Origin of the sequence: Anaerocolumna sedimenticola (genome assembly GCF_009931695.1) — a bacterium.
GTDB lineage: Bacteria > Bacillota > Clostridia > Lachnospirales > Lachnospiraceae > Anaerocolumna > Anaerocolumna sedimenticola.
Window position 1 is genome coordinate 4,560,281 of record NZ_CP048000.1, and the last position, 24,877, is coordinate 4,585,157.

At 35.9% G+C, this 24,877-nt stretch carries 22 protein-coding genes and 3 pseudogenes; 4 read left to right on the forward strand and 21 right to left on the reverse strand.

Annotation, left to right across the window (positions count from 1 at the left end; genetic code table 11):
- The first annotated feature begins 28 nt into the window (after positions 1 to 28).
- The 3 genes and pseudogenes from Ana3638_RS25425 to Ana3638_RS26920 all read left to right on the forward strand — a co-directional run.
- The gene (locus tag Ana3638_RS25425) at positions 29 to 874 is read left to right on the forward strand and encodes a recombinase family protein (protein ID WP_246240428.1); all 846 of its coding nucleotides are present in this window, start codon (positions 29 to 31) and stop codon (positions 872 to 874) included.
- Positions 826 to 1,236: a zinc ribbon domain-containing protein gene (locus Ana3638_RS27150; RefSeq protein WP_246241197.1), complete on the forward strand. Its 411-nt coding sequence runs from the start codon at positions 826 to 828 to the stop codon at positions 1,234 to 1,236. The genes Ana3638_RS25425 and Ana3638_RS27150 overlap by 49 nt, the downstream gene beginning before the upstream one ends.
- A gap of 200 nt (positions 1,237 to 1,436) precedes the next feature.
- Positions 1,437 to 1,789, forward strand: a pseudogene (locus Ana3638_RS26920) (ABC transporter permease); the annotation flags it as partial.
- Between the two features lie 172 nt (positions 1,790 to 1,961).
- Here Ana3638_RS26920 and Ana3638_RS20310 read toward each other — a convergent pair.
- From Ana3638_RS20310 to Ana3638_RS20395, 18 genes and pseudogenes are all read right to left on the reverse strand, one after another.
- Positions 1,962 to 2,807: an MBL fold metallo-hydrolase gene (locus tag Ana3638_RS20310; RefSeq protein WP_161839658.1), complete on the reverse strand. Its 846-nt coding sequence runs from the start codon at positions 2,805 to 2,807 to the stop codon at positions 1,962 to 1,964.
- 87 nt (positions 2,808 to 2,894) lie between these two features.
- Complete coding sequence (locus tag Ana3638_RS20315) at positions 2,895 to 3,680, reverse strand: sugar phosphate isomerase/epimerase family protein (RefSeq protein WP_161839659.1); 786 nt, start codon at positions 3,678 to 3,680, stop codon at positions 2,895 to 2,897.
- 740 nt (positions 3,681 to 4,420) lie between these two features.
- The gene (locus tag Ana3638_RS20320; protein ID WP_161839660.1) at positions 4,421 to 5,431 is read right to left on the reverse strand and encodes an ABC transporter permease; all 1,011 of its coding nucleotides are present in this window, start codon (positions 5,429 to 5,431) and stop codon (positions 4,421 to 4,423) included.
- 9 nt (positions 5,432 to 5,440) lie between these two features.
- The gene (locus Ana3638_RS20325) at positions 5,441 to 6,919 is read right to left on the reverse strand and encodes a sugar ABC transporter ATP-binding protein (protein ID WP_161839661.1); all 1,479 of its coding nucleotides are present in this window, start codon (positions 6,917 to 6,919) and stop codon (positions 5,441 to 5,443) included.
- Between the two features lie 79 nt (positions 6,920 to 6,998).
- Complete coding sequence (locus Ana3638_RS20330; protein ID WP_161839662.1) at positions 6,999 to 8,060, reverse strand: sugar ABC transporter substrate-binding protein; 1,062 nt, start codon at positions 8,058 to 8,060, stop codon at positions 6,999 to 7,001.
- A gap of 103 nt (positions 8,061 to 8,163) precedes the next feature.
- Positions 8,164 to 9,573 (reverse strand): ATP-binding cassette domain-containing protein, encoded by a 1,410-nt coding sequence (locus tag Ana3638_RS20335; RefSeq protein ID WP_161839663.1) that lies wholly within the window; start codon positions 9,571 to 9,573, stop codon positions 8,164 to 8,166.
- Positions 9,566 to 10,393, reverse strand: coding sequence for a sensor histidine kinase (locus tag Ana3638_RS20340; protein WP_161839664.1), 828 nt, complete (start codon positions 10,391 to 10,393; stop codon positions 9,566 to 9,568). Before Ana3638_RS20340 ends, Ana3638_RS20335 begins: the two co-directional genes overlap by 8 nt.
- A 12-nt stretch (positions 10,394 to 10,405) precedes the next feature.
- Positions 10,406 to 12,157, reverse strand: a complete 1,752-nt coding sequence (locus tag Ana3638_RS20345; RefSeq protein ID WP_161839665.1) for a response regulator — start codon at positions 12,155 to 12,157, stop codon at positions 10,406 to 10,408.
- A gap of 176 nt (positions 12,158 to 12,333) precedes the next feature.
- Entirely contained in the window at positions 12,334 to 12,951 is a 618-nt protein-coding gene (locus Ana3638_RS20350; protein ID WP_161839666.1) for an L-2-amino-thiazoline-4-carboxylic acid hydrolase, read from the reverse strand.
- Positions 12,952 to 13,263: 312 nt separating this feature from the next.
- The gene (locus tag Ana3638_RS20355; RefSeq protein WP_161839667.1) at positions 13,264 to 14,256 is read right to left on the reverse strand and encodes a restriction endonuclease; all 993 of its coding nucleotides are present in this window, start codon (positions 14,254 to 14,256) and stop codon (positions 13,264 to 13,266) included.
- An 18-nt stretch (positions 14,257 to 14,274) separates the two neighbouring features.
- Positions 14,275 to 14,475, reverse strand: coding sequence for a BrxA family protein (locus tag Ana3638_RS20360; RefSeq protein ID WP_330588053.1), 201 nt, complete (start codon positions 14,473 to 14,475; stop codon positions 14,275 to 14,277).
- A 545-nt stretch (positions 14,476 to 15,020) separates the two neighbouring features.
- Positions 15,021 to 15,857: a DegV family protein gene (locus Ana3638_RS20365; protein WP_161839669.1), complete on the reverse strand. Its 837-nt coding sequence runs from the start codon at positions 15,855 to 15,857 to the stop codon at positions 15,021 to 15,023.
- Between the two features lie 583 nt (positions 15,858 to 16,440).
- Positions 16,441 to 18,503: pseudogene (gene htpG, locus Ana3638_RS20370) on the reverse strand (molecular chaperone HtpG).
- A 254-nt stretch (positions 18,504 to 18,757) separates the two neighbouring features.
- The gene (locus Ana3638_RS20375; RefSeq protein ID WP_161839670.1) at positions 18,758 to 19,177 is read right to left on the reverse strand and encodes a hypothetical protein; all 420 of its coding nucleotides are present in this window, start codon (positions 19,175 to 19,177) and stop codon (positions 18,758 to 18,760) included.
- A gap of 256 nt (positions 19,178 to 19,433) precedes the next feature.
- Complete coding sequence (locus tag Ana3638_RS20380; RefSeq protein ID WP_161839671.1) at positions 19,434 to 19,775, reverse strand: hypothetical protein; 342 nt, start codon at positions 19,773 to 19,775, stop codon at positions 19,434 to 19,436.
- 239 nt (positions 19,776 to 20,014) lie between these two features.
- The gene (locus Ana3638_RS20385; protein ID WP_330587681.1) at positions 20,015 to 20,533 is read right to left on the reverse strand and encodes a hemerythrin domain-containing protein; all 519 of its coding nucleotides are present in this window, start codon (positions 20,531 to 20,533) and stop codon (positions 20,015 to 20,017) included.
- A gap of 97 nt (positions 20,534 to 20,630) precedes the next feature.
- A complete protein-coding gene (locus Ana3638_RS20390) occupies positions 20,631 to 21,239 on the reverse strand; it encodes a hypothetical protein (RefSeq protein ID WP_161839672.1) in 609 nt (202 codons plus the stop codon).
- Positions 21,240 to 21,397: 158 nt separating this feature from the next.
- Positions 21,398 to 21,895 (reverse strand): DUF5721 family protein, encoded by a 498-nt coding sequence (locus Ana3638_RS20395; protein ID WP_161839673.1) that lies wholly within the window; start codon positions 21,893 to 21,895, stop codon positions 21,398 to 21,400.
- A 102-nt stretch (positions 21,896 to 21,997) separates the two neighbouring features.
- Here Ana3638_RS20395 and Ana3638_RS20400 point away from each other — a divergent pair, with 102 nt between their 5' ends.
- Entirely contained in the window at positions 21,998 to 22,195 is a 198-nt protein-coding gene (locus tag Ana3638_RS20400) for a hypothetical protein (protein ID WP_161839674.1), read from the forward strand.
- Here the strand turns inward: Ana3638_RS20400 and Ana3638_RS26925 are convergent.
- From Ana3638_RS26925 to Ana3638_RS20415, 3 genes and pseudogenes are all read right to left on the reverse strand, one after another.
- Positions 22,177 to 22,961, reverse strand: a pseudogene (locus Ana3638_RS26925) (TraX family protein). The gene Ana3638_RS20400 and the pseudogene Ana3638_RS26925 overlap by 19 nt on opposite strands.
- Before the next feature lie 22 nt (positions 22,962 to 22,983).
- Positions 22,984 to 24,348 carry an alpha-amylase family glycosyl hydrolase gene (locus tag Ana3638_RS20410; protein ID WP_161839675.1) on the reverse strand — a complete coding sequence of 455 codons (1,365 nt, stop codon included), beginning with the start codon at positions 24,346 to 24,348 and terminating at the stop codon, positions 22,984 to 22,986.
- A gap of 53 nt (positions 24,349 to 24,401) precedes the next feature.
- Positions 24,402 to 24,824 carry a hypothetical protein gene (locus Ana3638_RS20415; protein ID WP_161839676.1) on the reverse strand — a complete coding sequence of 141 codons (423 nt, stop codon included), beginning with the start codon at positions 24,822 to 24,824 and terminating at the stop codon, positions 24,402 to 24,404.
- Positions 24,825 to 24,877 lie beyond the last annotated feature (53 nt).

Genomic DNA, 24,877 nt, shown 5'->3' on the forward strand with positions numbered 1-24,877 from the left:
GCAGATATGTTAGGAATAGGTGTGGAAATTGATAAGATGCGCTGTATACATAAGGGTTTCTACGGAAGAACAGGCATTACACGGATATTCACTTGAAGCTCAGAAAGCTGCTTTAACGGATTATGCCAATGTCCATAATATGTATATTGTAGATTATTACATAGATGAAGGCTTATCGGCAAGGAAAAAGATGGCAAAGCGTAAAGAATTCCAGCGAATGCTATCCGATGTAACCGCGAACCGGATTGACTTAATTTTAATAACAAAATTAGACCGCTGGTTCCGGAATATATCTGATTATTATAAGGTACAGGAAATATTGGAAACTTATCATGTAAACTGGAAGACCATTTATGAAAATTATGATACTACCACTGCTAACGGGAGGCTTCACATCAATATAATGTTATCCGTTGCCCAGGATGAGGCTGATCGTACCAGCGAAAGAATTAAAGTCGTCTTTCAAAATAAGAAAAACAAAGGGGAGGTTACCAACGGTTCCCATCCTTTAGGCTTTAAAATTGTAAATAAGCGGCTGGTGCCGGATGAAAAGAATATAACAATCGTAAAAGATATTTTCAGTTATTATGAATTTCATCAATCTGTTTATGAAACTGCGCAGATGGTAAGGGATAAATATAAATTAATTTTCTGTAATGCTACCATATCCAGAATATTAAAAAATAAAATTTATACAGAATACAGGGATGATAATTTTCCAATGTCCATTATTGATCTTAAGCAATTTAATCAGGTTCAATCCATTCTCCCAATACCAAAAAAAAGAAAAATAAGGAACGGGTATATCTGTTCAGCGGATTACTTATATGTAAGGAATGCGGCAGGAAACTTACTGGGAATCATAGTACGGTAAAATACAAGAATACCATAAGGGAATATAACATATACCGCTGTAAAAGGTATTCGGAGCAGAGAGCTTGTTCACATAAAAAAAACTTAAATGAAATAAAACTTGAGAAATATCTGATAAGCCAGGTTAATCAAATTCTTGACGGATATCAATTCACTGCAAATATTAATGAAACAAATAAGAATACCACTACAAATGAAATCAATAAATTACAACTTAAATTGGAGAGATTAAAGGATTTGTATATGGAAAATCTCATAGACTTAAAAACCTATAAGGAGGACCAATCTCTTATCAAAACTCAGTTACATAACTTACATAAGATAACTGTAAAAAAGGAACCCATGAATTTGACCATTTATTAAATGCTGATTTTAATTTTATTTATGGTTTATTATCCCGTGAAGAAAAAAGAATTTTATGGAGATCTTTAATAGCTAAAATCAATGTAGATTGTGATAATCAATTTGAACTCTACTATAAATAAAATAAACTTTTAGGTATACCAATTGAATTATATTTTAAGTTAATCTCAATAAATTATTGTACTTTTATTCCTTCACCGGTAGCTGTTTTTGGTAGTATCATAACTTTATACACTAATTTCATTAATGTTGAGGAAGATAAAATAAAACTGATCCGCACTCTTGGAGGCGGTAAACGGGATATCCTGTTAAAGGTTATTATCCCAGTAATATTCCCTCCGTCATCAGTGTAATGAAAGTAAATATCGGTTTATCACTGGTAGGTGTTATTATCGGAGAATTCCTGGCTGCAAAGGCAGGACTTGGATATCTGATAATATATGGCAGTCAGGTATTTAAACTTGACTGGGTTATTATGTCCATCGTATTGTTATGCATATTAGCCACCGGGTTATATCAACTATTAGCTTATTTTGAAAGAAAGTATAAATAGAATAGCTCATAATAACGGGGATGCTGCAAATAGCTGGTTTCGGTAATTAATCCCAACGAAACACAGGTTCATTGCAGCATCCCTAATTATATAAATCTGCGTTTGGTATCTTTATACGTTTTATTATGGCTAATTACTAAGGTAGAATATGAAAAACCAGGCTATTATTCCACTAATAATTGATTTCCAAGCCGTCATATGCAAATTCAATTCCATCAAATTGCTTTTGCAGATTTAAAAAATCATCATAGGATTTTCCCCAATCCTCTTCTAAATGAGTAATAATCACTCTCTTAATATGGTATTTGTTTTTCAATTTAACAATTTCTTCCATAACAAACAACTCATCTCTGAGCGGATTATTATTTTCAAGGATAAAACCGTCCTTTAAAATATCTCCAACAATTGTGTTTCCAATAACCAGGCAGTCCGCATCCATGAAAATATCATTTTCTGGAAATGGTTTTACATCACATGGTGCATAAATTACCTTATGTAAATCCTCTTTAAAAACAAAAACAGTGACTCCTGCAGAATCATCGACCGGTACTAAGTCTATATGTATGGAATTAAGGTCAAGACTCGTAAACGTTTGAATACTTATTAAATTCATGCTTTCATAATAGTTTAACGCAGAGCCATATTTCGTTCCCTGGAATTTTAAGTCTTTAATAATTGGCGGCAAGGAAGCTACTGTTATCGGGTTCTTACATTTCACTCCAATGGAGTTTGCTAACCAGTCCAGCCTCAATTGTTCGACTACCCGCATTCCCATGGTATGGTCAGGGTCAATATGGCTGTAAAGAATATATGCAACTTTCTTAACATCTGCATTATTCAGTGCATAGGCAATATCTTCCGGTGTATCAATCAATATATTAGCATCCTCAACATATAGGCTGCAACCGCATCTCGCATAAGGAAAACCTTTTTCCCTTGCCTCAGTACAAACCTTACACTGACATAACGGTCTGGGTATACTGACACAGCCTCCGGAACCTATTATCTTTAATTTCATAAGCTGACTCCTCTCAAAATTGTTCTATCGTCCTATAGCTCTCTATTAAAATCATCAATGCAGCACCCCACTTTCTCCCTCTTTTCCTTATAAAGACCTTATCCGGGTATATTTCACAGATTCTCTTAAGGCTTCTATCGTTTTGGTCTCTATAACACATGTGCAGCCATATTTTTCAGCTGTCTTTAATCTCTCTGCCAGATTGATTTCACCACTGCCAAGTGTTAGATGGTTTTTATTTCCAACTGCATCATGGATATGAAAGTGTTTTAATCTATCCTTATGTTTTAAAATGAATGGCTCGTCTATATTTTTTGCTGTATGCGAATGACCAATATCCCAGGTTAATGAGAAAACCTTACTTTGCAAAAGGCATTCTATTGCTGTTTTTTCATATTCCAGATATCCATCCGTGTTTTCGATTGATATTTTAATATTAGAATCTCCTATTGCTGCACCACAAAGTTCTTTGAAAGCTTCTATATCAGACATATATTTTGTATTATACTTTTCGAACAGATAGATTTTCCTATCGGGTAATGTAAAATACACCCCCTTATTCAAATGCATGTTTATTATTGGAACTTGAAGCTTCTTTGCAATATCTATCGTTCGTTTCACCGTATCAGAATAAGCTTTTGTAACTGTTCTGTTAAAATCACAGAAATTCAAATTTTCATCCAGATGTATTGTATAAAAAATTCCATACTGGTCTGCTAACTTCAGGAATTCATCCGTATTCTCAAGACATTCTATCTGATACTGCGGTAGATTCATATTTAATTCAATAAAATCCAAACTCAATTCTTTACAAAGCAAAACCGTCTCTTCCAAATTCTTATTTTCAATCAGCGTTGGCATACCAAACTGCATAATAGTCCGTCCTCCTCTCTGCATCATTAATTTCCCAGACAAAATCTGTTTGCGCATACTCCTATGTGTGTCATCCGTATCTTGCTGCAAAATCTTTCTTCAATATTAGCTGGTGTCAGTCCGGTTCCATTTGGAAATCACGCATGTGCCATGACTTTACCATCGTTCCACCATTTGGAGATAAATGTCACTGTCTTCTATCGTTGCATTTCTAATAAGTAAATTGTTATATCTTAACAGCATAACTCCCCATAATTTGTTGATTGTAATTGTATATTTCTTTTAAATTCACCATTTTGGTACTGGATACCTATGCTAAATGCAAATTTAAGAAATGACTATTCTCTATACACAAAATGCTTTACACCTAATCCCCTGTAACATTGTATTCATTTACCATTTCCTTTTAGTTAATAATTACCATTTTACACCATTTTTTCAGTGATTACTACTTCAATTTACTGAACCTGGATTCTTCTTTGCTCGTGCTAATTTGCAGATGCTTATATGCGGTCTGGTTCTGAAAATTAGAAAGCACTTCCTGAGTAAAAAAATAGACCTGAGGCGGGGCGGTTAAGCGAACTGAGTATCAGTTCGCTGCCCTAATCTAGGTCTGTTTTTTTATTATTCTGCGAGGTTTTCGCATTATTTTCTATTATGTCGGCGAGGGGGATTGCGGGTCCGAATTGAAATAGTTTTTAGCCTCTCGCTGTTCTTGAGAATCATTTCCCTTTCTAACTTTATTTTTTCTCTGTCTGTTCCGTGGTATCTACGGCCTGAATCTTCACCGATGCTTTTTTCTTACGGTTTAACTGGAATACATCAAAGCCGATGGCAGCTAACATGATAATACCTTTGGCAACAAATTGATAGTATACATCCAGTCTTGCAAGCTGCATACCATTGGAGAGGATCGCAAGAATCAGTACACCGGCCACTACGCCACTGATCTTACCTTCACCACCACGAACACTCACACCACCTAATAATACTGCTGTAATGATGGTAAATTCAAGTCCAGTACCCATATTAGCTGTCACGGAACCAAGTCTGGCGGATAAAATGATGGCACCAACACCTGTCATAAATCCGGCAATTCCTGCGATGAATACTTTCATTCCGAATACATTGATACCTGCTAGTCTCGCAGCTTCCACATTACCACCAATGGCAAATACATACCGACCAATATAGGTCTTATTAAGAATGAAGCTGACAATTAGGAATAGTACAAATGAAATAATAACTGGGATTGGAAATGGTCCAACATAACCCTGGCCTATCCATTTGAAAGCAGCAGGAAGATTGCTAATGGTCTTGGACTGTGTCAATACGAAAGCAAGCCCCTGGAAGATTGTAGTCGTACCTACCGTTGCCATAAATAACTGTAGTTTCAGCTTATGGGCAATCAGCATATTTACCAAGCAGATTATAATACCAAGTACGATGGAAACGATGACACCAAATACCGGTAACATACCATACTTCGTCATTAGCAACGCAACTACAACGCCATTTAAGGAAATGGCAAAACCAACAGAGATATCTACCTCACCAGCCATCATGATAAAGGAAATACCCAGGGCGGTAATGATAATATAGGCATTCTGATTCAGAATATTGATGATATTAACAAAGGAGAAGAAGTTAGGTGATATAACAGAGAAGATAGCACAACATACTACAAGTAACACCCATGCCATATTATTACGTAGAAACTCTCCCACAATTAATTTTTGTTTTTCTTTCATAACATCCTCCTATAATCCTGAAGCATACTCCAGAATCTTATTCTGTGAAAATTCTTCTTTCTGTAATTCGCCAGTAATGGCTCCTTCATGCATAATAATGATTCGATCACTCATACCAATTAGTTCTTCCATCTCGGAGGAAATCATAATAATGGAGATTCCCTGTTCTATCAAAGAATTCATCAGTTGGTAGATTTCCTGCTTAGCACCAACATCGATTCCTCGAGTAGGTTCATCAAAGATGACGATCTTACTGTCGGTTGCCAGTGTCTTCGCTACTACAACCTTCTGCTGATTACCACCACTGAGGTTCTTAACATACTGCTTAATCGTAGGTGTCTTAATTCCTAACTTCTGTTGGAACTCAACAGCCAACTCATCTATTTTCTTTACGGCTACAACCATGCCCTTTGACAATCGGGACAAGCTCATAATCGATATATTCCAATCTATTGGAAACTCTAAGAATGCACCCTCATTCTTACGATCTTCAGGGATATAACCGATTCCTGCAGCAATCGCATCGTGAGGCGTCTTAATCTTCATTTCCTTTCCATTTACACGAATCATACCGTGCTCTGCTTTGGCAGCACCATAGATTACTTTCGCTAGTTCTGTACGTCCTGCCCCAACCAGGCCGGCGATTCCCAGTATCTCTCCTTTGTGCAGACAGAAATTAATGTCACTATTTCCATTGCCATAGAGATGCTCCACTTCCAGTACTACTTCTCCTACGTTCTTTTCACGTACCGGATAGGATTCATTCAGTTCCCGTCCTACCATCATGGTAATTAAGTCTTTACGGGAGACTTCTTTCATACTCTTCGTACCAACGTACCGGCCGTCCCGCATAATGCTGACTACATCTGCAATCTCAAAAACCTCTTCCATACGGTGGGAGATATAGATGATTGTAACACCTTTCTCCTTCAACTGACCGATGATACGGAACAAGGTCTGTACATCTGCAACGGATATGGAGGCACTTGGCTCATCCATTATAATTAGCTTAACATTTCTTGTCAGTGTCTTCGCAATCTCCACCAGCTGCTGCTTTCCTGGTGTAAGCTCACCAACCATAACCTTTGGATCAATATCAACTCCGAACTCATCAAAGATGTCCTGCGCTTTTCTTTGCATCTCCTCAAAGTCAGGTATGATAGAACCACCAATCTTCTCACCTAAAAATATGTTCTCTACCACTGACATTGTTGGTACTAAATTGAATTCCTGATAGATTACCCCGACTCCCTTATCCTTGGATAGTGCTGGTGTTAAGGAGTCAAAACGCTCACCAGAAATATTAATGTGTCCCTGCTCTGGTTTAATAGCTCCACTTATTACCTTAATGAGAGTTGATTTTCCGGCACCATTCTCTCCCATAAGTGCATGAACCTGTCCTTCCTCTATGAAAAAACTAACATCGTCCAATGCAACAACGCCGGGATAAAATTTACTTATATGCTCTAATTCTAGAATTTTACCCATTCGACTTTCCTCGTAGATCTTTCTAATATTATTTGGAAGCAGCCCTATGTTGCCATTGACTGCTTCCATTGACTGGTTCTTATTTCAGATACTCATCTACATTACTTGCTTTGATATCAAATGTTGGCTCATAGTATACGCCTAAGTCATCAACCTGTACGTTACCTACTACAGTATCAAACATAACTTTACCAAATTCAACACCGAATGCACCAGATCCTCTGTATGTACTCTCATTTGTTACGGATTTCTTAATTGCTTCGCATCCTGTAGAAGAATAATCACAACCGAAGATACCGAATTTACTCTTATCGATGGATGGGGTTCTCATGATTACTTCGTCTGCTGGAAGACCCATGAAATCGGAGTATGCAAGGATACATTTTACATCTGGATGGGAAACTAACATCATTTCAGTGTATTCCTGTGCTTTTGTTGGAATGGAAGCTGCACCTGTGGAATCATATACTTCTACAATCTTAGCTTTCTTTGTTAATTTTTCGATTTCCTCTAAGCCCTTTTCTCTCTTGATTGCTTCTTCCGTGTTGTTAAGAGCTAAGATGGCTACTTCAATGCTGCCATCTGCTGCATCCGGGAAGGTTGCATCGATCCATTCAGCTGCTGCTTTTGCTGCACTCTGGCCAAGGTCAAACTGCTCTACGTTAGCAACGGTATCATAGTAATCTTTGCTTTCTGGAATACATCCACACATGGAGATTACAACACCTTTTTCTTTGGCACTCTTTAATGCATCTAAGATACCAGTTAAATCTACAGGGATAACACAGATTGCCTGACAACCTGAGATGACCATGTTTTCAATCTGTTCAACCTGTTTTGCAGTTGTCTGATCAGCCTGAGCAACAACTACTTCAATACCATTCTCTTTTGCAGTCTTCTCTAAGCTGGCTTCAAGGTTCGTTGTAAATTCATTGTCCATTGCTGCAACAGCAAGTCCAATCTTAGTAAGTTCCTTACCATTGATGGTTTTAACAGCATCAGCAGTATCATTCACAATCTTGTCAGCGCTGTCACTGGCAATAGCAGGTTTGTCATTTGTTCCTGATTTCTGACTACAGCCTGAAAGTAAGGTTGCAATCATGGCAATTGTAAGAACAACTCCAAGTAATCTCTTTTTCATTGTATTTCCTCCTAAATATATGTAATATTTTTTGTACTCTTAGGTTATCGTTTTTCAACATAATAAAAAAGGACACTATTTTATGAAAAGGTGTCCTTTTTTGCTATTCTTGCCCCATTGTATCAATTTTTACTATTTTGCCATCCTCCACATACAGAATTGTACCGGCCGTCTGATCCACTTCATGTAATCTGTGGCTAATCAGAATGACCTTTCGCTTTTCCGCCAGCTGAAAGATATATTCTCGCATATACTTCTCCTCCGCAATGTCCAGTCGAAGAAACATATTGTCCAGTATCATCAGATTCTTTCGAAACCGCTCAAATCTATAAATGGCAACCAGTCGATAGAAGAAGTAGTCTGAATACTGTCGATGACGATTCTGCAGAAAATCAAACTGTTTGTAGAATTCCTGCTCTAATACTTCTTCTCTTGTACGACTTGTCCTTGATAATAGCTCCCTGTTATTCCTTGGTAGCATCAAATTATGAGTCATAGGGAAATCACTTAACAACTTATCATACTCTCTATTCTCTATAAAAATGTACTGCTTTTTCTTAGCTGACTTACTTTCTATAATGTCATCAAAAAAATATCTATACGCAGTGAGTTCCTCCCTGTTGATATGGTAAAGCTTGCTAAAATACTTCAGCTCGTCCTCTCCATTGCCCCAGTCCTTATCATAGACTCCGAGAATGTTATGGCATCTGCTGTCTTTAAAGCTACTACCTCTTTGCATGCTGTAGGAAATTCGGCTATTCGTACCGGCACTGGGACTCGCACTATTATAAGCCTCTCCCAACCAGTAGTAAGGAATCTCATGCCGAAGAATTGTACTGACAGGCGCAATCTTTTTATCAATACCATCGCTCATAATAAGCACACGGTCACATAATTTGTACACTTCATCATACTTCTCACTAAAGATTAGAAAGGACCGTTGCTCTTCCTTCTGCCTTGCCATCCAAGTCTTCAGGTAAGCAGGATGACTAACTTGCAGAATATTATCCATATAGTCAAACAAAATCACCTTACTGCCATAAGATACGGCTTTGGCCAGACAGACTAGCAGTCGCTCATAGTAATCCAGATCTCTAACCACTGCCTCGGGATCCAGTGGAAACCCCAGTGTCTTCATTAAATTGGCAGTTTGGATCTGCATTGCTTTCTTGCTGGGCTTAATACCAATCTTACCACTCCGAACGGTGTAGATATTCTCCGCTACCGTGTAGCTTTCAATCAGGACCTCATCGGGACTGGCATAGAATATCTCATGCTTCTGAATAATCTCATGTAACCTCTTTCTATCAAGGCACTCTTCATTCCAGTAGAACTGACCTTCATAAGCGGTGGTCTTACCAATTAGCACCTCTTTTAGAATCTCTTTTCCTGAAGAACAGTTCCCAAGAATCAGCAATGTTTCCGCCTGGTATAGTTCCATACAAAGGTGGTCTAACCCATACCTCTCACCTGCACAGATATTCTTCGCTCTTACAATCTCAACTTTACTCATTCTCTCTCACCTTCGGAATTAGAATATTGACATCCGTTCCAAGATACTTGGTCGAATGTACCGTAATTCCATAATCACTTCCGTAATGCAGTCGGATGCGGTCATTGACATTCTTTAATGCAATTCCGGTCTTATTACTCTTACTTTCCTCATATCCCTTAATGGTAAATTCTGCTGAACTGCGAAGTCTTTTATTAATCTGTTCTAACGTCTCTTCATCCATTCCTACACCATTATCGGATAATAGAATCTTCACATTCTTCTCTGTCTCAAAGACCTGTATGGAGACGGTACCTCCATCCTTCTTACGCTCTAATCCATGGTAGATGGCATTCTCCACAATGGGCTGTAACGTCATCTGTGGAATCTTATAGTTATAGCACTCTTCCTCTACTTCCGTCTTTAGATGGAACTTATCACCGAAGCGATACTCCTGAATGTAGAAATAGTCTGCTATATTATTAATTTCATCCCGTATGGTAGCTATGTTCCCTTTGTTGGAGATACAGTACCGAAAGAAGCGGGACAATCGTTCCGTCATGGCCGCAATGCTGCCATTTCCCTCCATAAGTGCCTCACCGCGAATGGAATCCAACGTATTATAAAGAAAATGCGGATTAATCTGGCTTTGTAACGTCTGATACTGCATCTGTTTAGTCAGCACCTTCGACATACATTCCTTCTCCATCTCTGCCTTCTGCCTCTCACATTCCTCTATTACACTTATGTTACCTTGAATATAACGTCTGTACATAGCAACTAAGGATAGGATATATAGAACGGTAATACCTATGATTACAATTACTGCCTCTATTGACATATACCTTCTCCTTTAATGCAATTTACGATATTCACTTGGTTTGATTCCTACAACCTTCTTAAAGAGCTTACGAAAATACTTCTCATCTATATAGCCTATAGTGGCCGCAATAGTCTTCACAGGTAAGGTTGTCGTTTTTAACAGCTTCTTAGACTGTTCTAAGCGAATCTGTGTCAGATACTCTATGTAGTTGACTCCTTCCACCATCTTAAACAACTTGGAGAAATAGGCCGGACTGAGATCCACCCGCTGTGCCATCTCCTCAAGTGATATATCCTGCATGTAGTGCTCAGCTATATATTCCTCTGCCTTTATGATAGGCAACTTCTTCATAGATGTCTTACGATCATAATATTCCTGCACAGACTTGTTAATATATAACTTAAGATGAAGAAAGATATCGGAGACTGAATCTGAACACTTAAGCTCCTCCATCATATGTGTTACTGTCTGGTTGGTCAAAAGTGTCTCATCCTCTGTTACCAATCTCTCCACCTGTAACACAATACGGCGTATATGATCAAACAGGTCATCCAGATTCAGTTTACTTTCCCGGTTAACATGTATCTCCATAAGACTGAGTAATTCGCTCGCCTTACTTTGGTTGCAGCTTTCCAATGCTGCCTGAAACTCGTTCCATTCCTTCTCATTCCAAAAATCAGTTTTACTCTCTGTGGTAATATGTAACTTTTCGAACTCTAGATACTCTCTGTCAGTAAGTAGAAGCCGTTGCTGCCAGGCAATGCGCGCTGTCTCTATGGATAGTTTCATATCACCAATGCTTGTTACAGGAAGACCTACCCCCATAGTCAACTCAAACTGTCCATAGATATCCCTGTCACGTACCATTCGTTTGAGAATCTCAAACAATTCCTCTCGGATACGTTTATAGTCATTCTTCTGATAATTCAGCAGGAGATATACCCCGTCATCCTTGGCCACTTCTATGGCTTCCTCTATGCTTATGATCCGCTCCAGATTACTTAGTATATCTTCTGAGAATTTGGATTTACCCATATTAAGTTCCATTTTGTTCGTCTTAATAATGACTGCCTGAAAAATATCTTTCTTAAATAGTGGGCTTTCTCCCTGCAATTGTGCTCTATTTGTTAGCTCTTCTGCTTCCAGACCACTTGCCAGCCTGTTTAAGAGAGCTACCTTTTCGCTCTTTTCCTTGTTGTACAGAATCTCATTGACATTCTGCACATTCTTCTGGTCGATAATCCCATTAACTGCTTTCTGTAAGGCAGTATTCAAGTCCTCTTGATTGATGGGTTTTACAAGAAAGTCCACTACCCCGTATTGCAATGCCTGTCTGGCATACTCAAACTGCTTGTAGCCGCTTATAACAATAAAAGCAGTGTCCATATCCTGCTTTCGAACCTGTTGTATAATCTCTAGCCCATCATAAACAGGCATACGGATATCCGTTAATACAATATCCGGTTTATGCTTTACAATACTTTCTAAAGCAACCTCTCCATCCTGGCAGACATCAATGATCTCAATGTTCAGGCTCTCCCAGGCACCGAGGCATTGTATTAATTGACATATCTTCAATTCATCATCTACAATAATTGCTCTATACAATATGTTACCCTCCAATACAATGACTATTTTTATTATATTAGAAGAGCATTTTAACGTCAACCTAAATCTACTCCTGTTCCAGCAATGTGTTGCACATACAAACTGGTATTCCTCATTGCCGAGGCGTTTCCCGAACTCCATACCAATATGGTGATCCCTTCTTCTTATAGCCATAAAATAAAACCTCCAAACTGATTAATTTTATTTTACATCAATTTGAAGGTTTACACAAACTTTGGGATGCTCCCACCAATTTTATCAGTTAATAGGCTACGATTCTACTTATTAAATTATCCAAGACTTTCGCAAAAAATTAATTATAATTTCAGCCAATTGGATTTTACTTTATCCTACTTTCGAATTTCTAATATAAAATCACAACATTCATTTCCTCTTGCAAGAGTTTTGGTTCTTCCCCAAAATAATTTCGGATGCATATTTCCATATGCAATATCATCTGCATTACAAAACGCCGTCCCAAGTTCCGGACATCCATATTTTACACAGTTATTAAAATAAGGACATATTGTCATATCAATATGACACTTTTCTTTTTCACTTGGATAGTCTACCATAACAAAACCCGATTTTTTACCATAAACATTATGTATAATCTTAGTCATAACCAATGGAACAATTTTGTAACTAAACGGTATTTTGCATATTTTCCCAATTGACTTATTTACATCTTTTGCTTGACGATTAAAATAATCTGCTATTAAACTATAGGCTTCTTCCTTGCTTTCAATATTCTCCATGATTGCTTTGTAAAAAGAAATCGCTGGATATATCTTGTCTCTTGTATGCATCAATACCTTTCGCGGTTGATTTGAATTTTCTTCGCAGAGATGTTGGTTAATCTCTAAAGCTCTATTTATTATTTCCTCTGATTGTACTGGATATCGTTTCAAAACAATATTTTTTAGTTCTTTCGTCAGCTTAACCGATTTCATATTCTGTTTTGGCATATTGTCCTCCATAAATACCTGTTTGGAACCTCTTATTAAGAATTATAGTACCACAGAAAATTTATTTCTACCATTTTATCCCATCCGTTTCCACCGTCAACGGTCAATCCATCACTCATACTTCCTCGTTATCTCCGTTTACTTTATGTTCAAATCTAAAGACCAGTAATAAAACAACATAGGTCGCTGCTATTAACGGAACTGCATGCTTTAACTGATGTCGCAGCTATACGTGGTCAGGTTCTGAAAACAGAAAAGAAAGCACTTCCTGAGCAAAAAAATAGACCTGAGACGGGGCGTATTTACCTCGGGTTATTCCATATCCTGTTTTGACACCGGAATGTAAACCATCTTCAATGGTATCATTTTTCTATACTTTTCACTGAGCAATTCATAATACTTTAAAATCAAATCTACGAGCTCGGTTCCGTTAATTCCTCGAATAATTGGTGTATTCTCAAGATACTTCTGTGCATTCTTTGTATAATTGGACAATGTAACAAATAAGCCATAATCTCCTTCACGCATCGCTCCCTTAAGTGACTGAATTGTAGTTTCCTTAATATCACCGTCTTGGCTCTTGACCTGAACCAAGATACGAGGAGGCAGCTCGTCCTTATAAGCTGTAATATCGATACCGCTATCACCGCCATGTGCAGAAATAGATGTTCGATAACCCATAGCAGTTAAAAGGTCTGCCACAAACACCTCAAGTTCATATCCTTTAAGATTTTTGCTTAGTTCTTTCAGAATAAAATCCTTTGTCGTTTCAACAATTTCTTCTGCAGTAGTGGCTACACTCTCATCTTCGCCATTATCTGTAGATATTGCTGTCTTTTTAAAGTTCTTGTCCAATACTGCCATATATTCATCTGCATAATTCTTCACAGTAAAGAATGACATCGCAGAACCTATTTCGTAGAGAGCACCTTGTGAAAAAGCTGTCCTAGGCAGATGCTTTAGCCATTTCACTTTTCGCTGCTGTGCATATTCTTCCGCATCATCAACATAGGTATATTCTCCCTCTACCCTGCCAATATTAATCTGGCGGTCTATTTTAGAAGGATATACAATATAGTCTCCAATCTCTACTTCATGAATAAAACGATAAAGCATACCGGCACCTGTGGCAATGCTGCCTTTTTTGGCATCTGGATAAGTACTTTCGTATTTTTCCTTGAAAGCATCTCGAGATGCATCAATTTTGCTGAGGTCACCCATATTTTTCCATCCAATAGCAATTACATCATTGTGTAAAAACAGATTATCGTCTTTTGTATGGATACCCCAAACGTTATTTGTCATTATTATCTTCCTCCTTACTCAACTCCTAATGCCAAAAACGGCATCCTCTGCAATTTGGTAAAATATAAAATTCTCACCGATTACTGTCAGCATAAATTCCATCACAAGTCTGCTATGCATCATTATGGAATAAAGACATACCTGCTTTGCTACATCAGCCGGCTGAGTTGCTATGGCATTAACCAGCGACTTATCATTCATTGCGTTCAGCCTGTTAATTCATGCTACTAAATGTATAAGAGAAGAAAGATGGCTCAACAACATGTCCTTGACGATTTAAAAACATATACTCATTTTTTTCTTTTCATGCTGCCCTAAGTAATTCTTATGCTTTAAATTGTAAACATAATTAGTATCTATTACAATAGTGAATTTCAAATATTTTACTATCTGAATTAAATTCTTCATTAATGTTTCAAAAAAAAGCCAAGATAACAAACCTCTCCATCACCTGTTCTTTATTATAATCAGGATTTCCCATAATCTCCTTTATATCGATTAAAGGAATTTTTCTATTGTTTATGAGTAGCAGCTATACGTGGTCAGGTTCTGAAAACAGAAAAAAAGCACTTCCTGAGCAAAAAAACAGACCTGAGGCGGGGCGGTTAAGCGAACTGATACTCAGTTCGCTGCCCTAATCTGGGTCTGATTTTTTATTATTCTGCGATGCTTTCGCATTATTTCCTATTACTTTTCTACTTATCGACGAGGATAAACGGGGTTGCCTTTTGGGTAAAGGGCAGTAGCTCGGGACAAGCGCCCTCTTAATAACATACAATAATTCCGCCATCACAGGCATACATGGTACTTACTCCGGCTGTATCCACTATAAAACTATCTTTAAATGACACTCTTTTTAGTATCTCCTCTTTAACGAACATTGCCCTGTCATAATTGTTACAATGCGAAATTGCTAAAGTTTTTTCTTCCGGTTTCTGTACATCCTGCTCGATAAGGCTGGCCAATAAAACGAGAGCTTTTTGTATTCCTCTGGCCTGATCTAACTTGCAGATAGTTCCCTCGGGAGTAGCTCCCATAACCGGTTTTATATTTAAAACACCTGTCAGCAACGCTTTAATTCCGGTTAAACGTCCGCTTTTACGAAGTGTATCAAGGTTTTCCAGCACAAATTTTGTACTTAATTTATCTCTAAATGCTTTCACTAACCTGATTACTTCATCAAAAGGCTTTCCGGCTTCCGCATATTCCTGAATTTTTATAGCTATCAAAGTCTGCCCAACCGAAGCAGAACAGGAATTAAATATCTCAATATTTTTATGGGGATGTTCTTCTAAGTATAATTTTCTTCCAAGAACTGCACTGTTATGTGATCCGCTCAAGTTGGCGGATAAAGTTACAACATAAATATCTTCGTCTCCGCCGTAATGCTGCATATAAGCTTCCGGGGAAGGACAGGAAGATTTAGGACTATTGGGACTTTCTGCAACAATTTTTAGGAATTCTTTCTGATTAAAGGTATCATCATCTATGATTGATTTATCATCAACCTGTAATGTCAGCGGTACCAATTGAAAATGCCCGTCCTTCTTCATACTATCTGTTAAATCCGTACAGCTGTCTACTATTATTTTGTAAGCCATTCATTCATCCTCCTAAGAACTTCATACCTTTACTTTATAATTAAATTACATATATTGGTAATCGCAACTATGTAATTTTATTTATCTTACTATGATATATAGTTTTTATTACTATCAATCATAGCATACTATATTATATTTTTAAAGTCCTTTTCATAAAGTCTTATAAATATTTTCTAAAATCATAAAGTGCAGATAAAAGGAACTAGAAACCATTTAATAGTTCGATGAGTAACTTATGTACCACTACGTACTTCATCCAAGCGAGAGCGTGTTACGAATGAACTATATGGAACATCACGCAATCAAGAAATAAATAGTAAAAACGACGGAACCATAATTTAAAATTGGCTTTTGCCGGACGAATCATATAAAGATCTAAAATTAAATAACCAAATAAATGCTGCCTATGAAATAAACACTGCTAACTTACCCAAAAAAAGCCTGTTTACTATTATAGGTCTAAATTTGAGAAATTCAAATTTTAACTTAATAGTAAAACAGACTTTTCTGATATGGATAATACTATCTACTATATTTTTAGTAATGATAGAATAATCGGTTGTTCAATTAGTTACTTCTTTTATTTTGCAAGTACCATCATAATTTCATTGCTTCTGCTGATGAATTTAGTCATGGCTTCCGGTTCAAGCGGCTTATGACTTAACATAGCTAAATCGTATAATTGCTCGCAAATCATTGATACATGTTCTGCTTCCTGATTTTCGAAGATATATTTTACCAGTTTATTGTTTGCATTTAATACAAGAGTTTCGCTATTGCCGAACATACCCGGATCCATTCCGTACATATTGTACATCTTCATCATATCCTGCATTCTGCGGCTTTCTTCGGACAGTGTAATCATGGAAGATACTTTATCGTTCTTTAACTTCATAACTTTAACTTCCAGTTTTTCTTTATTTAAAGTTTTGCGGAAAATCTCTGTAAGTTTTTCATTTTCTGCTTTTAAAGCTTCTTCTTCATTTCCCTCTTCCTTAAAGCTGTCCGTAATATCAGCATCGATTCTCTGGAAACGATAGGTCTTCTCCTGCTGTTCTAACTGGGTAATAAACGGCTGGTCTATGTTATGAGTGCATATTAATGCATCAATGCCTTCTTCTTTAAACATATTAATATATTGGCTTTGCTGCTGTTCATTGGTTACATAATAGATAATGTTCTTTTCTTCTTTTTCACCTTTATCTTCTGTTTTGTCAGCTGCTGCTTCTGCTGCTTCGACTTTATCAGTATCTGCATCGGTTTCACCTTTGCTTGCTTTTACATATTCGGGCAATGTGATATATTTACCCTCCAGATTTTTAAAGATGATGAAATCTTTCATCTTCTCACGGAATTTATCATCTTTTAAGCAGCCGAATTTAATAAACGGACTGATATCATCCCAGAATTTTTCATAATTTTCTCTGTCCACTTTATACATACCGGAAAGTTTATCGGCAACTTTTTTGGTAATATAATCGGAAATCTTCTTAACAAATCCATCATTCTGAAGTGCACTTCTGGATACGTTTAACGGAAGATCCGGACAATCGATGGTACCTTTTAACAGCATTAAGAATTCAGGAATAACTTCCTTTATATTATCAGCAATAAATACCTGGTTGCTGTATAACTTGATCGTTCCCTCAAGGGTATCATATTCCGTATTTAATTTAGGGAAATATAAAATACCTTTTAAATTGAACGGATAATCCATATTCAGGTGAATCCAGAACAGCGGTTCTTTGTAGTCAAAGAAAACATTCCGGTAAAATTCTTTATACTCTTCGTCGGTGCAATCATTGGGATGTTTCGTCCAGAGAGGTGTCGTATTATTGATAGGTTCCGGTTTTTTAGGACCTTTTTTCTTATCCTCTTTAGATTCGCTATCCTTGTCCTTGTTTTCTTCCTGCTCGGATACATTGCCGTTTTCATCCACGGAAGCATCTATTACATTCTCTTCTTCTGCGGTTTCTTCTGCTTCTTCGACTTCTTCTGTTTCTTCCGGAGCATTGGCATTTTTAAAGTAGATCTCTACCGGCATAAAAGAACAGTACTTCTGAATTACTTCCTTAGCCCGGTACTCGTTGGCAAATTCATAACTGTCTTCATTCAAAAATAAAGTTATCTCGGTACCTCTGATCTCGCGGTTTCCTTCCTCCATGGAGAATTCCGTACCGCCCTCGGATTCCCAATGAACGCTGGCTGCCCTTCCTGCCAGGACAAAGTATCTATGGTAACTTTATCAGCAACCATAAATGCTGAATAAAAACCTAAACCAAAATGTCCGATTATCTGCTCTTCATTTGCTTTATCTTTGTATTTATTTAAAAAGTCAGTTGCGCCGGAGAATGCAATCTGATTAATATATTCTTTTACTTCATCAGCGGTCATACCAATACCGTTATCAATGAATTTTAAGGTTTTTTCTTCCGGATTAACAATTACATCAATTTTATATTTATTATCTTCCGGAAGAGTTACTTCACCCATAAGCTCAAGCTTTTTTAATTTTGTTATTGCGTCACTGCCGTTGGATATTAATTCCCTGAAAAAAATGTCATGATCCGAATACAGCCATTTTTTAATTATGGGAAATATATTTTCCGAATTAATTGATAAGCTACCATGTTCATTCATCATAAAATCGCTCCTTTATATTATTTTTATTATTTTTAATCGATAGAAATAATATTAATACTACTGCACAATTTTGTCAAGAAAAAATTAGCACTCATTTCCTGTGAGTGCTAACAAAGATAAATTTCTTTTAATGATATTCATAGGATGTAACTTACTAATTCCTAAAAGCTATAAGTTCTATTTAAAAGGAGCTGTACATCGATTGCATCAGCTCCTATAATAAACAATTAACAAATTTAATTATATGCTAGAAATTATACACTCCCAACTAAATCACCTTCATATGTAGCTGTTGTTGTACCTTCATCATAATCATATACAAAACTATCAAGATATAAAGTTCCTCTTATAGTAGTATATGAATCTAGTTTTTCTGACCAAGATATACTTTCTGGTAATTCCCATTCTTCCATGATAGCATAGTAAACAACCTTTCTGGTAACATGAACTGTTATTACAGAATTAGTTGACATACCTGAATTATTACTAAATGTCGGTGTTTCATATACTTCATAATAAATACCATCTTCAGTATATCCGGTATCAACAAGTTTTCCTGCATTATTATTAGTAGATTCCGTTAATTTTACAGTTGCTGCAGAAGCATTAACAGTTATTGACATTGTTAGAGTTAAGATTAGTAATAAAGATATTAAAAATTTTCCTTTTTTCATATTTTCCCTCCTTATTAATCATTTGTTAATTGTTTACAGTAAAATTATACCATTTTTATAATAGTAAGATATTAATATTTTATTAATTTTTAGTAAATATTTGGTGAATTATTTAGTTTTATAGGAAATATACTAATTAAAAAAGCATCATACTAAGTGAATAAGATCTCTTATTCCTTAAAAATGATGCTAAATAATTATTTTTTAGCTCAATGTCAAGTGATGGGAGCTAAAAACAGAATTATTCGAATTTTAATCAGTTAATAAGAATTTTATTTGCTTCATATTCTAATTTATTACTATTTGAATTATAAAATTTTATGTTAATTGCAATAGCATTATCAGGTGTATTTAAATTCTGGACATATTTATCTATTATATCAGAATCTACCTTACCCGAATATTGAACATCTTGAGTATATAATTTTCCAATATAAGTCTGATTTTTACTATTTATAGAAAAATTATCTACTATACCGTCATTCCTTAATTTAAAATTTGGCTTTTGATAGTAAGCAATAGATGCTATAGATATTAAAATAAATAAACTAAAAATGGCTAACAATATAATTTTCTTTTTGTAAAAAAATTGTAACATAATAACCTCCTTAATATATGAAATATGACAACCATTCCCTCATTACATATATTTTACTTATATTACAAATAAATGTCAATAATAAATTAAATTTTGGGGTTTACTATAAAATGCTAACTATTAAATTATTTTGTTTACATTATAAATGGGTAGCATAAAAATATGTTCTGATTGCGTTAAATAATAAATTACACGAATTGGGGATTATTTATACTTATCCTCAAGTCCCTCCAACACTTTTACATATCTATCCTGTATCCCTGATCTTTTGCTTCCTTTTCAAAGGCTTCTGATTTTTGGTTTATCTCGTTTATAATATCCGCTGACAGATTTTTACCGCCATATACATAAACGACGGAATCTTCTTTATCTATATGCCTGTTCAACAAATGCGTATAGCTGACGGCATTGCTTATTACATCTAATTTACTTTCTTCCTCCCCATTTTTCACTCTTTTTAGTGCTTCATCTAAATCGCTGATATATAGTCTTCCCAAATCGTGTTCTACTAACATTCCATGGGTTACAAGGTTATTCCCCACAGCACCCAAGTGACTCTGCATTTCTTTAAATAAGAATTTTTCCTCTTTGCCATGATGATGTTTGTCCGCATAATTACGAATAAAATCTATCATTTTATTAAAATCATCATAGTCAATTTCATACCCTTTCATGATTAAAAAACATGCTTTTCTTACTACTTTTAACATACGCTTAATGTTTTTATGTTCTTCTACCATTAAATCTATACTATTCATAACTAACTCCCGTCTGCCTGCTTTATTGATAAACCTGGCATATTAACATTACTTCCCTGTTTACTTAAAGCACAATTTAATTACTGATTTTAACTGTTTATTTGGTTATTTTGCTTGTGGTTTCATCCTGTTTTACGTATACGGCACCTGCACCAGTGATAAAACCTTTTAGGAATTCTTCTCTTAGTAAATAATACGTCTTAATATCTCCTCCTACCTCATTCCAATAATCTTCGTGTACACATATATTCCGCTTCCAAATAACTTCCTTATCATCCTGTGAAATTACCAGATTCGCATGATCACAGGGCATTCCATCTAAAAGTATATCATTCAGATTCTTAAATATCTCTGCAGCATCATTATTACTATAGGAGGCAGAAATCTCCTCACCGGTATTCCAAAATAGTCCCTTTAATTTGTCCATAGAATCCGGATCATTTTTAAGTAAAAAGGTTACGGCATAAGCCAGTCGGTATTCTACTAAGGTTACCCTCTCCTGAAGCCATCCATGAATATTGGAAGTATCAATCATATCTTCCAGTGGTTTTTTTTCCAAACTGCCATAGTTGTTGTCTAATTGAATTCTTAGGTCGGTTTCTGAAAACTGATTCTCCGCTAATTTTATGATTTTTTCAACCAAATTGTCCTGCATCTTTATCTTATTATATAACCAATAATGTATTGGGCCCAATACTGCACTCATATTTCACTCTTCCTCCCATAACAGTAATATAACCGGCAAAATGTTTTGCATTCTGCCGGTCAAATCACGATTAATATCAATATTTTATAAGAATAGTATCTTACCAAAGATATGAATTATTCAAAAATTTGCAAATATTTTTAAATTTTTTGTATTTATTACTCTTCTTCGGCTGCTATTTCATAATGCTTTAAAAACAGCCTTAAATCATCATCCCAGGTATGTTCCAGAGTTTTATCCATACTAAAACTTTTTATCGATGTACCGGTAATTAAATATAAGCTTCCTTTGTCAAACCGGATGTTTAAAAATAATCCGTTTATATCACTATTTGTCAATGCCATTCCGGATCTTTTAAGTACTTTTTCCGTATTGGCCGACGATAGTAATAAGATAATTTTAATGGACAACGGCAATTTATTACCTTTTACTAATGAATAGGCAATGGGCTTAATTTCACTCCAGGTGGCATATTCTCTTCCTTCTAATAATTCTAATTCGTCCGCGGAATAATAATCGGTATTTAATCGTCCGGACAGATGGAAATGGTTAAACGTTATAATTTGCATTTCCGACAGCAAAAAATTATCGAATACATTTTGAATCAATAAACTATTCATAAATCCTTTTATATCAATTATTTTTAAAGAAATCATGTATATTTCCTCCTATATTACAAACACTAAAATAGCATGTTTAAATAAGCATGTAAAGTTAAAAAGGACTTCAGTAAGAAGGATAAGATTGGAGGGCAAATTATGTATTTTGATCATAGTAAACGAAGCTATTATCGATTTCCCAGTAAAAACAGTGTAACAGATTTTGATACACAGATGCCTTACTATTTTCCAGAGAAGAATTCCGTGGTTTCAGATGACCTAACCGGAAGCTTCCAAGATTCAAACTACTATAATTATGATGATGTCCACGATTACTCTCATGGAATGACCTTATAAAACCCAGCTTTGAAGCCTTTGAAAGTTAAGTGAACGTAAAACGGGGGTGCAGGGTTTTTACATCCCCGTAATTGTTTAATTAAGTATAGGCAGCAGGCTGATGAGATATAACAGTAAGATATGTGTTGGGTAAAAGATATAAAAATATATTTATTTCCCTGAGGACCTCTTTTACCGTTATAATAAAAGATAAACAACATAGATAATGCAGCAAGTACCTGTAATCCTAAACCAAAAGATATGTTAACCAATAAGACTGCCAGTGTAAGCAGAAATTTATTCAAGCGGAATACATAAAATGCAACTATCAACAATACACCCATAAATTCATAATCCGTAGCGAGGATTGTTGCTAAAGTGCAGCCCGATATTACTATAAGACAATCTAATCCTTTCCGTATGAATACATTCTTAGCAAATTTCGAATCAATTATACTCATGAAATAAATAACAGCTAAGCCAATGAACAGGGTAAAGAATATATTTTGTTGAAGTTCATATCCATAATGAAGTGCTTTATTCGAAAATGCCAGGTCATAAGGAATCTCTGAAATGAAAGCAAAGATTCCCAACCTTGCCAGATATTTTTTAACATTCCTCGTATGTAAAAGCCTTCCACCAATAAAAAACAAAATATCGGGAAAGCCAATCTTCCGATACTTCTGCATATTATATATGCGGTTGAATCGGAAGGAATTAAGATAGCTGCCGTATGATCGATAAACATAGTTACAATTGCTATCATCTTCAATACATAACCGTTCATATTTTCCACCCCATGTTAATCTTTATTTACTGATTAAAACAGCTGCCGATCTGGCAGGTATTTCATAGATTCTTTGATTGGTTAAAACCTGTTCTTCCATACTATCCCCGCCTGTATTCGAATTATAGAGAACGTACCACTGTTTACCGGAGGGCAGTTTTGGCAGGTCAAAGCCATGATTTTCCCAATGCATATTAAATCCCAGATAAAAAATCCGGTCGTTTTCATTCCTGTTTATTTTTACATAATTTCCGGCAAGCATAACACCCAACACTCGGCTGTAGTGTTTATAATCCGGGTACCAGGCTTTGATACCATGAAATGATATATCCGGTAATCCGCAGGATATATAATCCATATTACGAAGCTGTTCTTCCATATGCAGGATCGGATGCTCCATACGAAGTTTAATTAATTGCTTCACAAATTGAAATAAGCTATTATTCTGCTCTAATAAATTCCAGTCCAGCCATGAGATTTCATTATCCTGACAATAAGCATTATTGTTCCCTTCCTGGGAATTGCCAAATTCATCACCGGCTAATAAAAGGGGAGTTCCCTGGCTTAAAAATAGCATCAGTAAAGCATTGATTACTTGCTTTCTTCTTAAATTCGAAACCTTCTTAGATTTGGTTTTACCCTCTGTTCCGCAATTCCAGCTGTAATTATAATCTGCACCATCCTGATTATTCTCACCGTTTTTCTCATTATGTTTCATATCATAAGAGTATAAATCCATTAGAGTAAATCCGTCATGATTTGTAATGTAATTGATGATGCCGCACTTATCGGGATTTTTTTTCATTCGGTTAGCAACTGCAGCAACCTGTTCTTCATCCCCTCTTAAGAAACGTTTTACATCTGCAGAATATCCTGCGTTATATTCAGCAAGGTTTTTTAAATCAGGTATCATATCTTTAGGATAAATCTTTTCTAGATCCCATCCTTCAGCCAGCAGTTTAACCTTACTAAGTATAGGATCCGTACCCAACAGAATTCCCGGTACCGTTTCAGATGGAATCTTAAAACCGTCGATGTGATACTCCAAAAACCAATATCTTAAACAGTCCTGAATAAAACCGGGATTTAACCCTTTTACAAAATTCATCTCCATGATAACTTCTATCCCATTATTATGAAGAGAATCAATCATATATTTTACTTCATCAGCGGCTTGTGTTGGTTCTGCGCAATAGGAAGCCTTGGGAGCAAAATAGTAATTTTCATTGCTATACCCCCAGTAATTCAGCTTATGGTTACCGCCAAACCCTGTTTGTCCAATTAGCTCATTATATTCATAGATTGGCATCAATTGGATACAATTGACTCCCAGTTCTTTTAAATATGGTATTTTGTCAACAACTCCAAGAAATGTCCCATTGTTCATAACTTCAGATGACGGGTGTTTGGTGAACCCCCGCACATGTAATTTATAAATAATCAGTTTAGAATACGGAAAATTAAGAGGCCGCTCTCCCTGCCAGGAAAAACCGGTATGAAAGATCCCCCTCTTATCTTTACTTTCTCCTCTGCACTTAATACTTTTCCATATATTTCTCTTCCATAGATTTGTTTCGCATATGGATCTATAAATTCTTTATCCCTTACCTGATACATATAAGAAATTCCGTTTATGTCTAAATTTTTTATCAATACGGAGAATACATTGCCGGTCCTATTTTGGTCCGTAAGTACTATAGACTCCATAAGGGAGCCGGTACCGTTTTCATATAGGTTTAAATAACAGGTGTCACTGCCATATACAGATACTGCAAAGTTTATTCCATGATTTAATACGGTAACACCAGGGAGAAGGGGATCTCCTTTCTCTATTAGGAACCCTGACTTACTTTTCTTTCCCATGTCAACCCTCCTGTTATAAGAATTTCTTTAGGTAATTGTGAAACTATATCGTT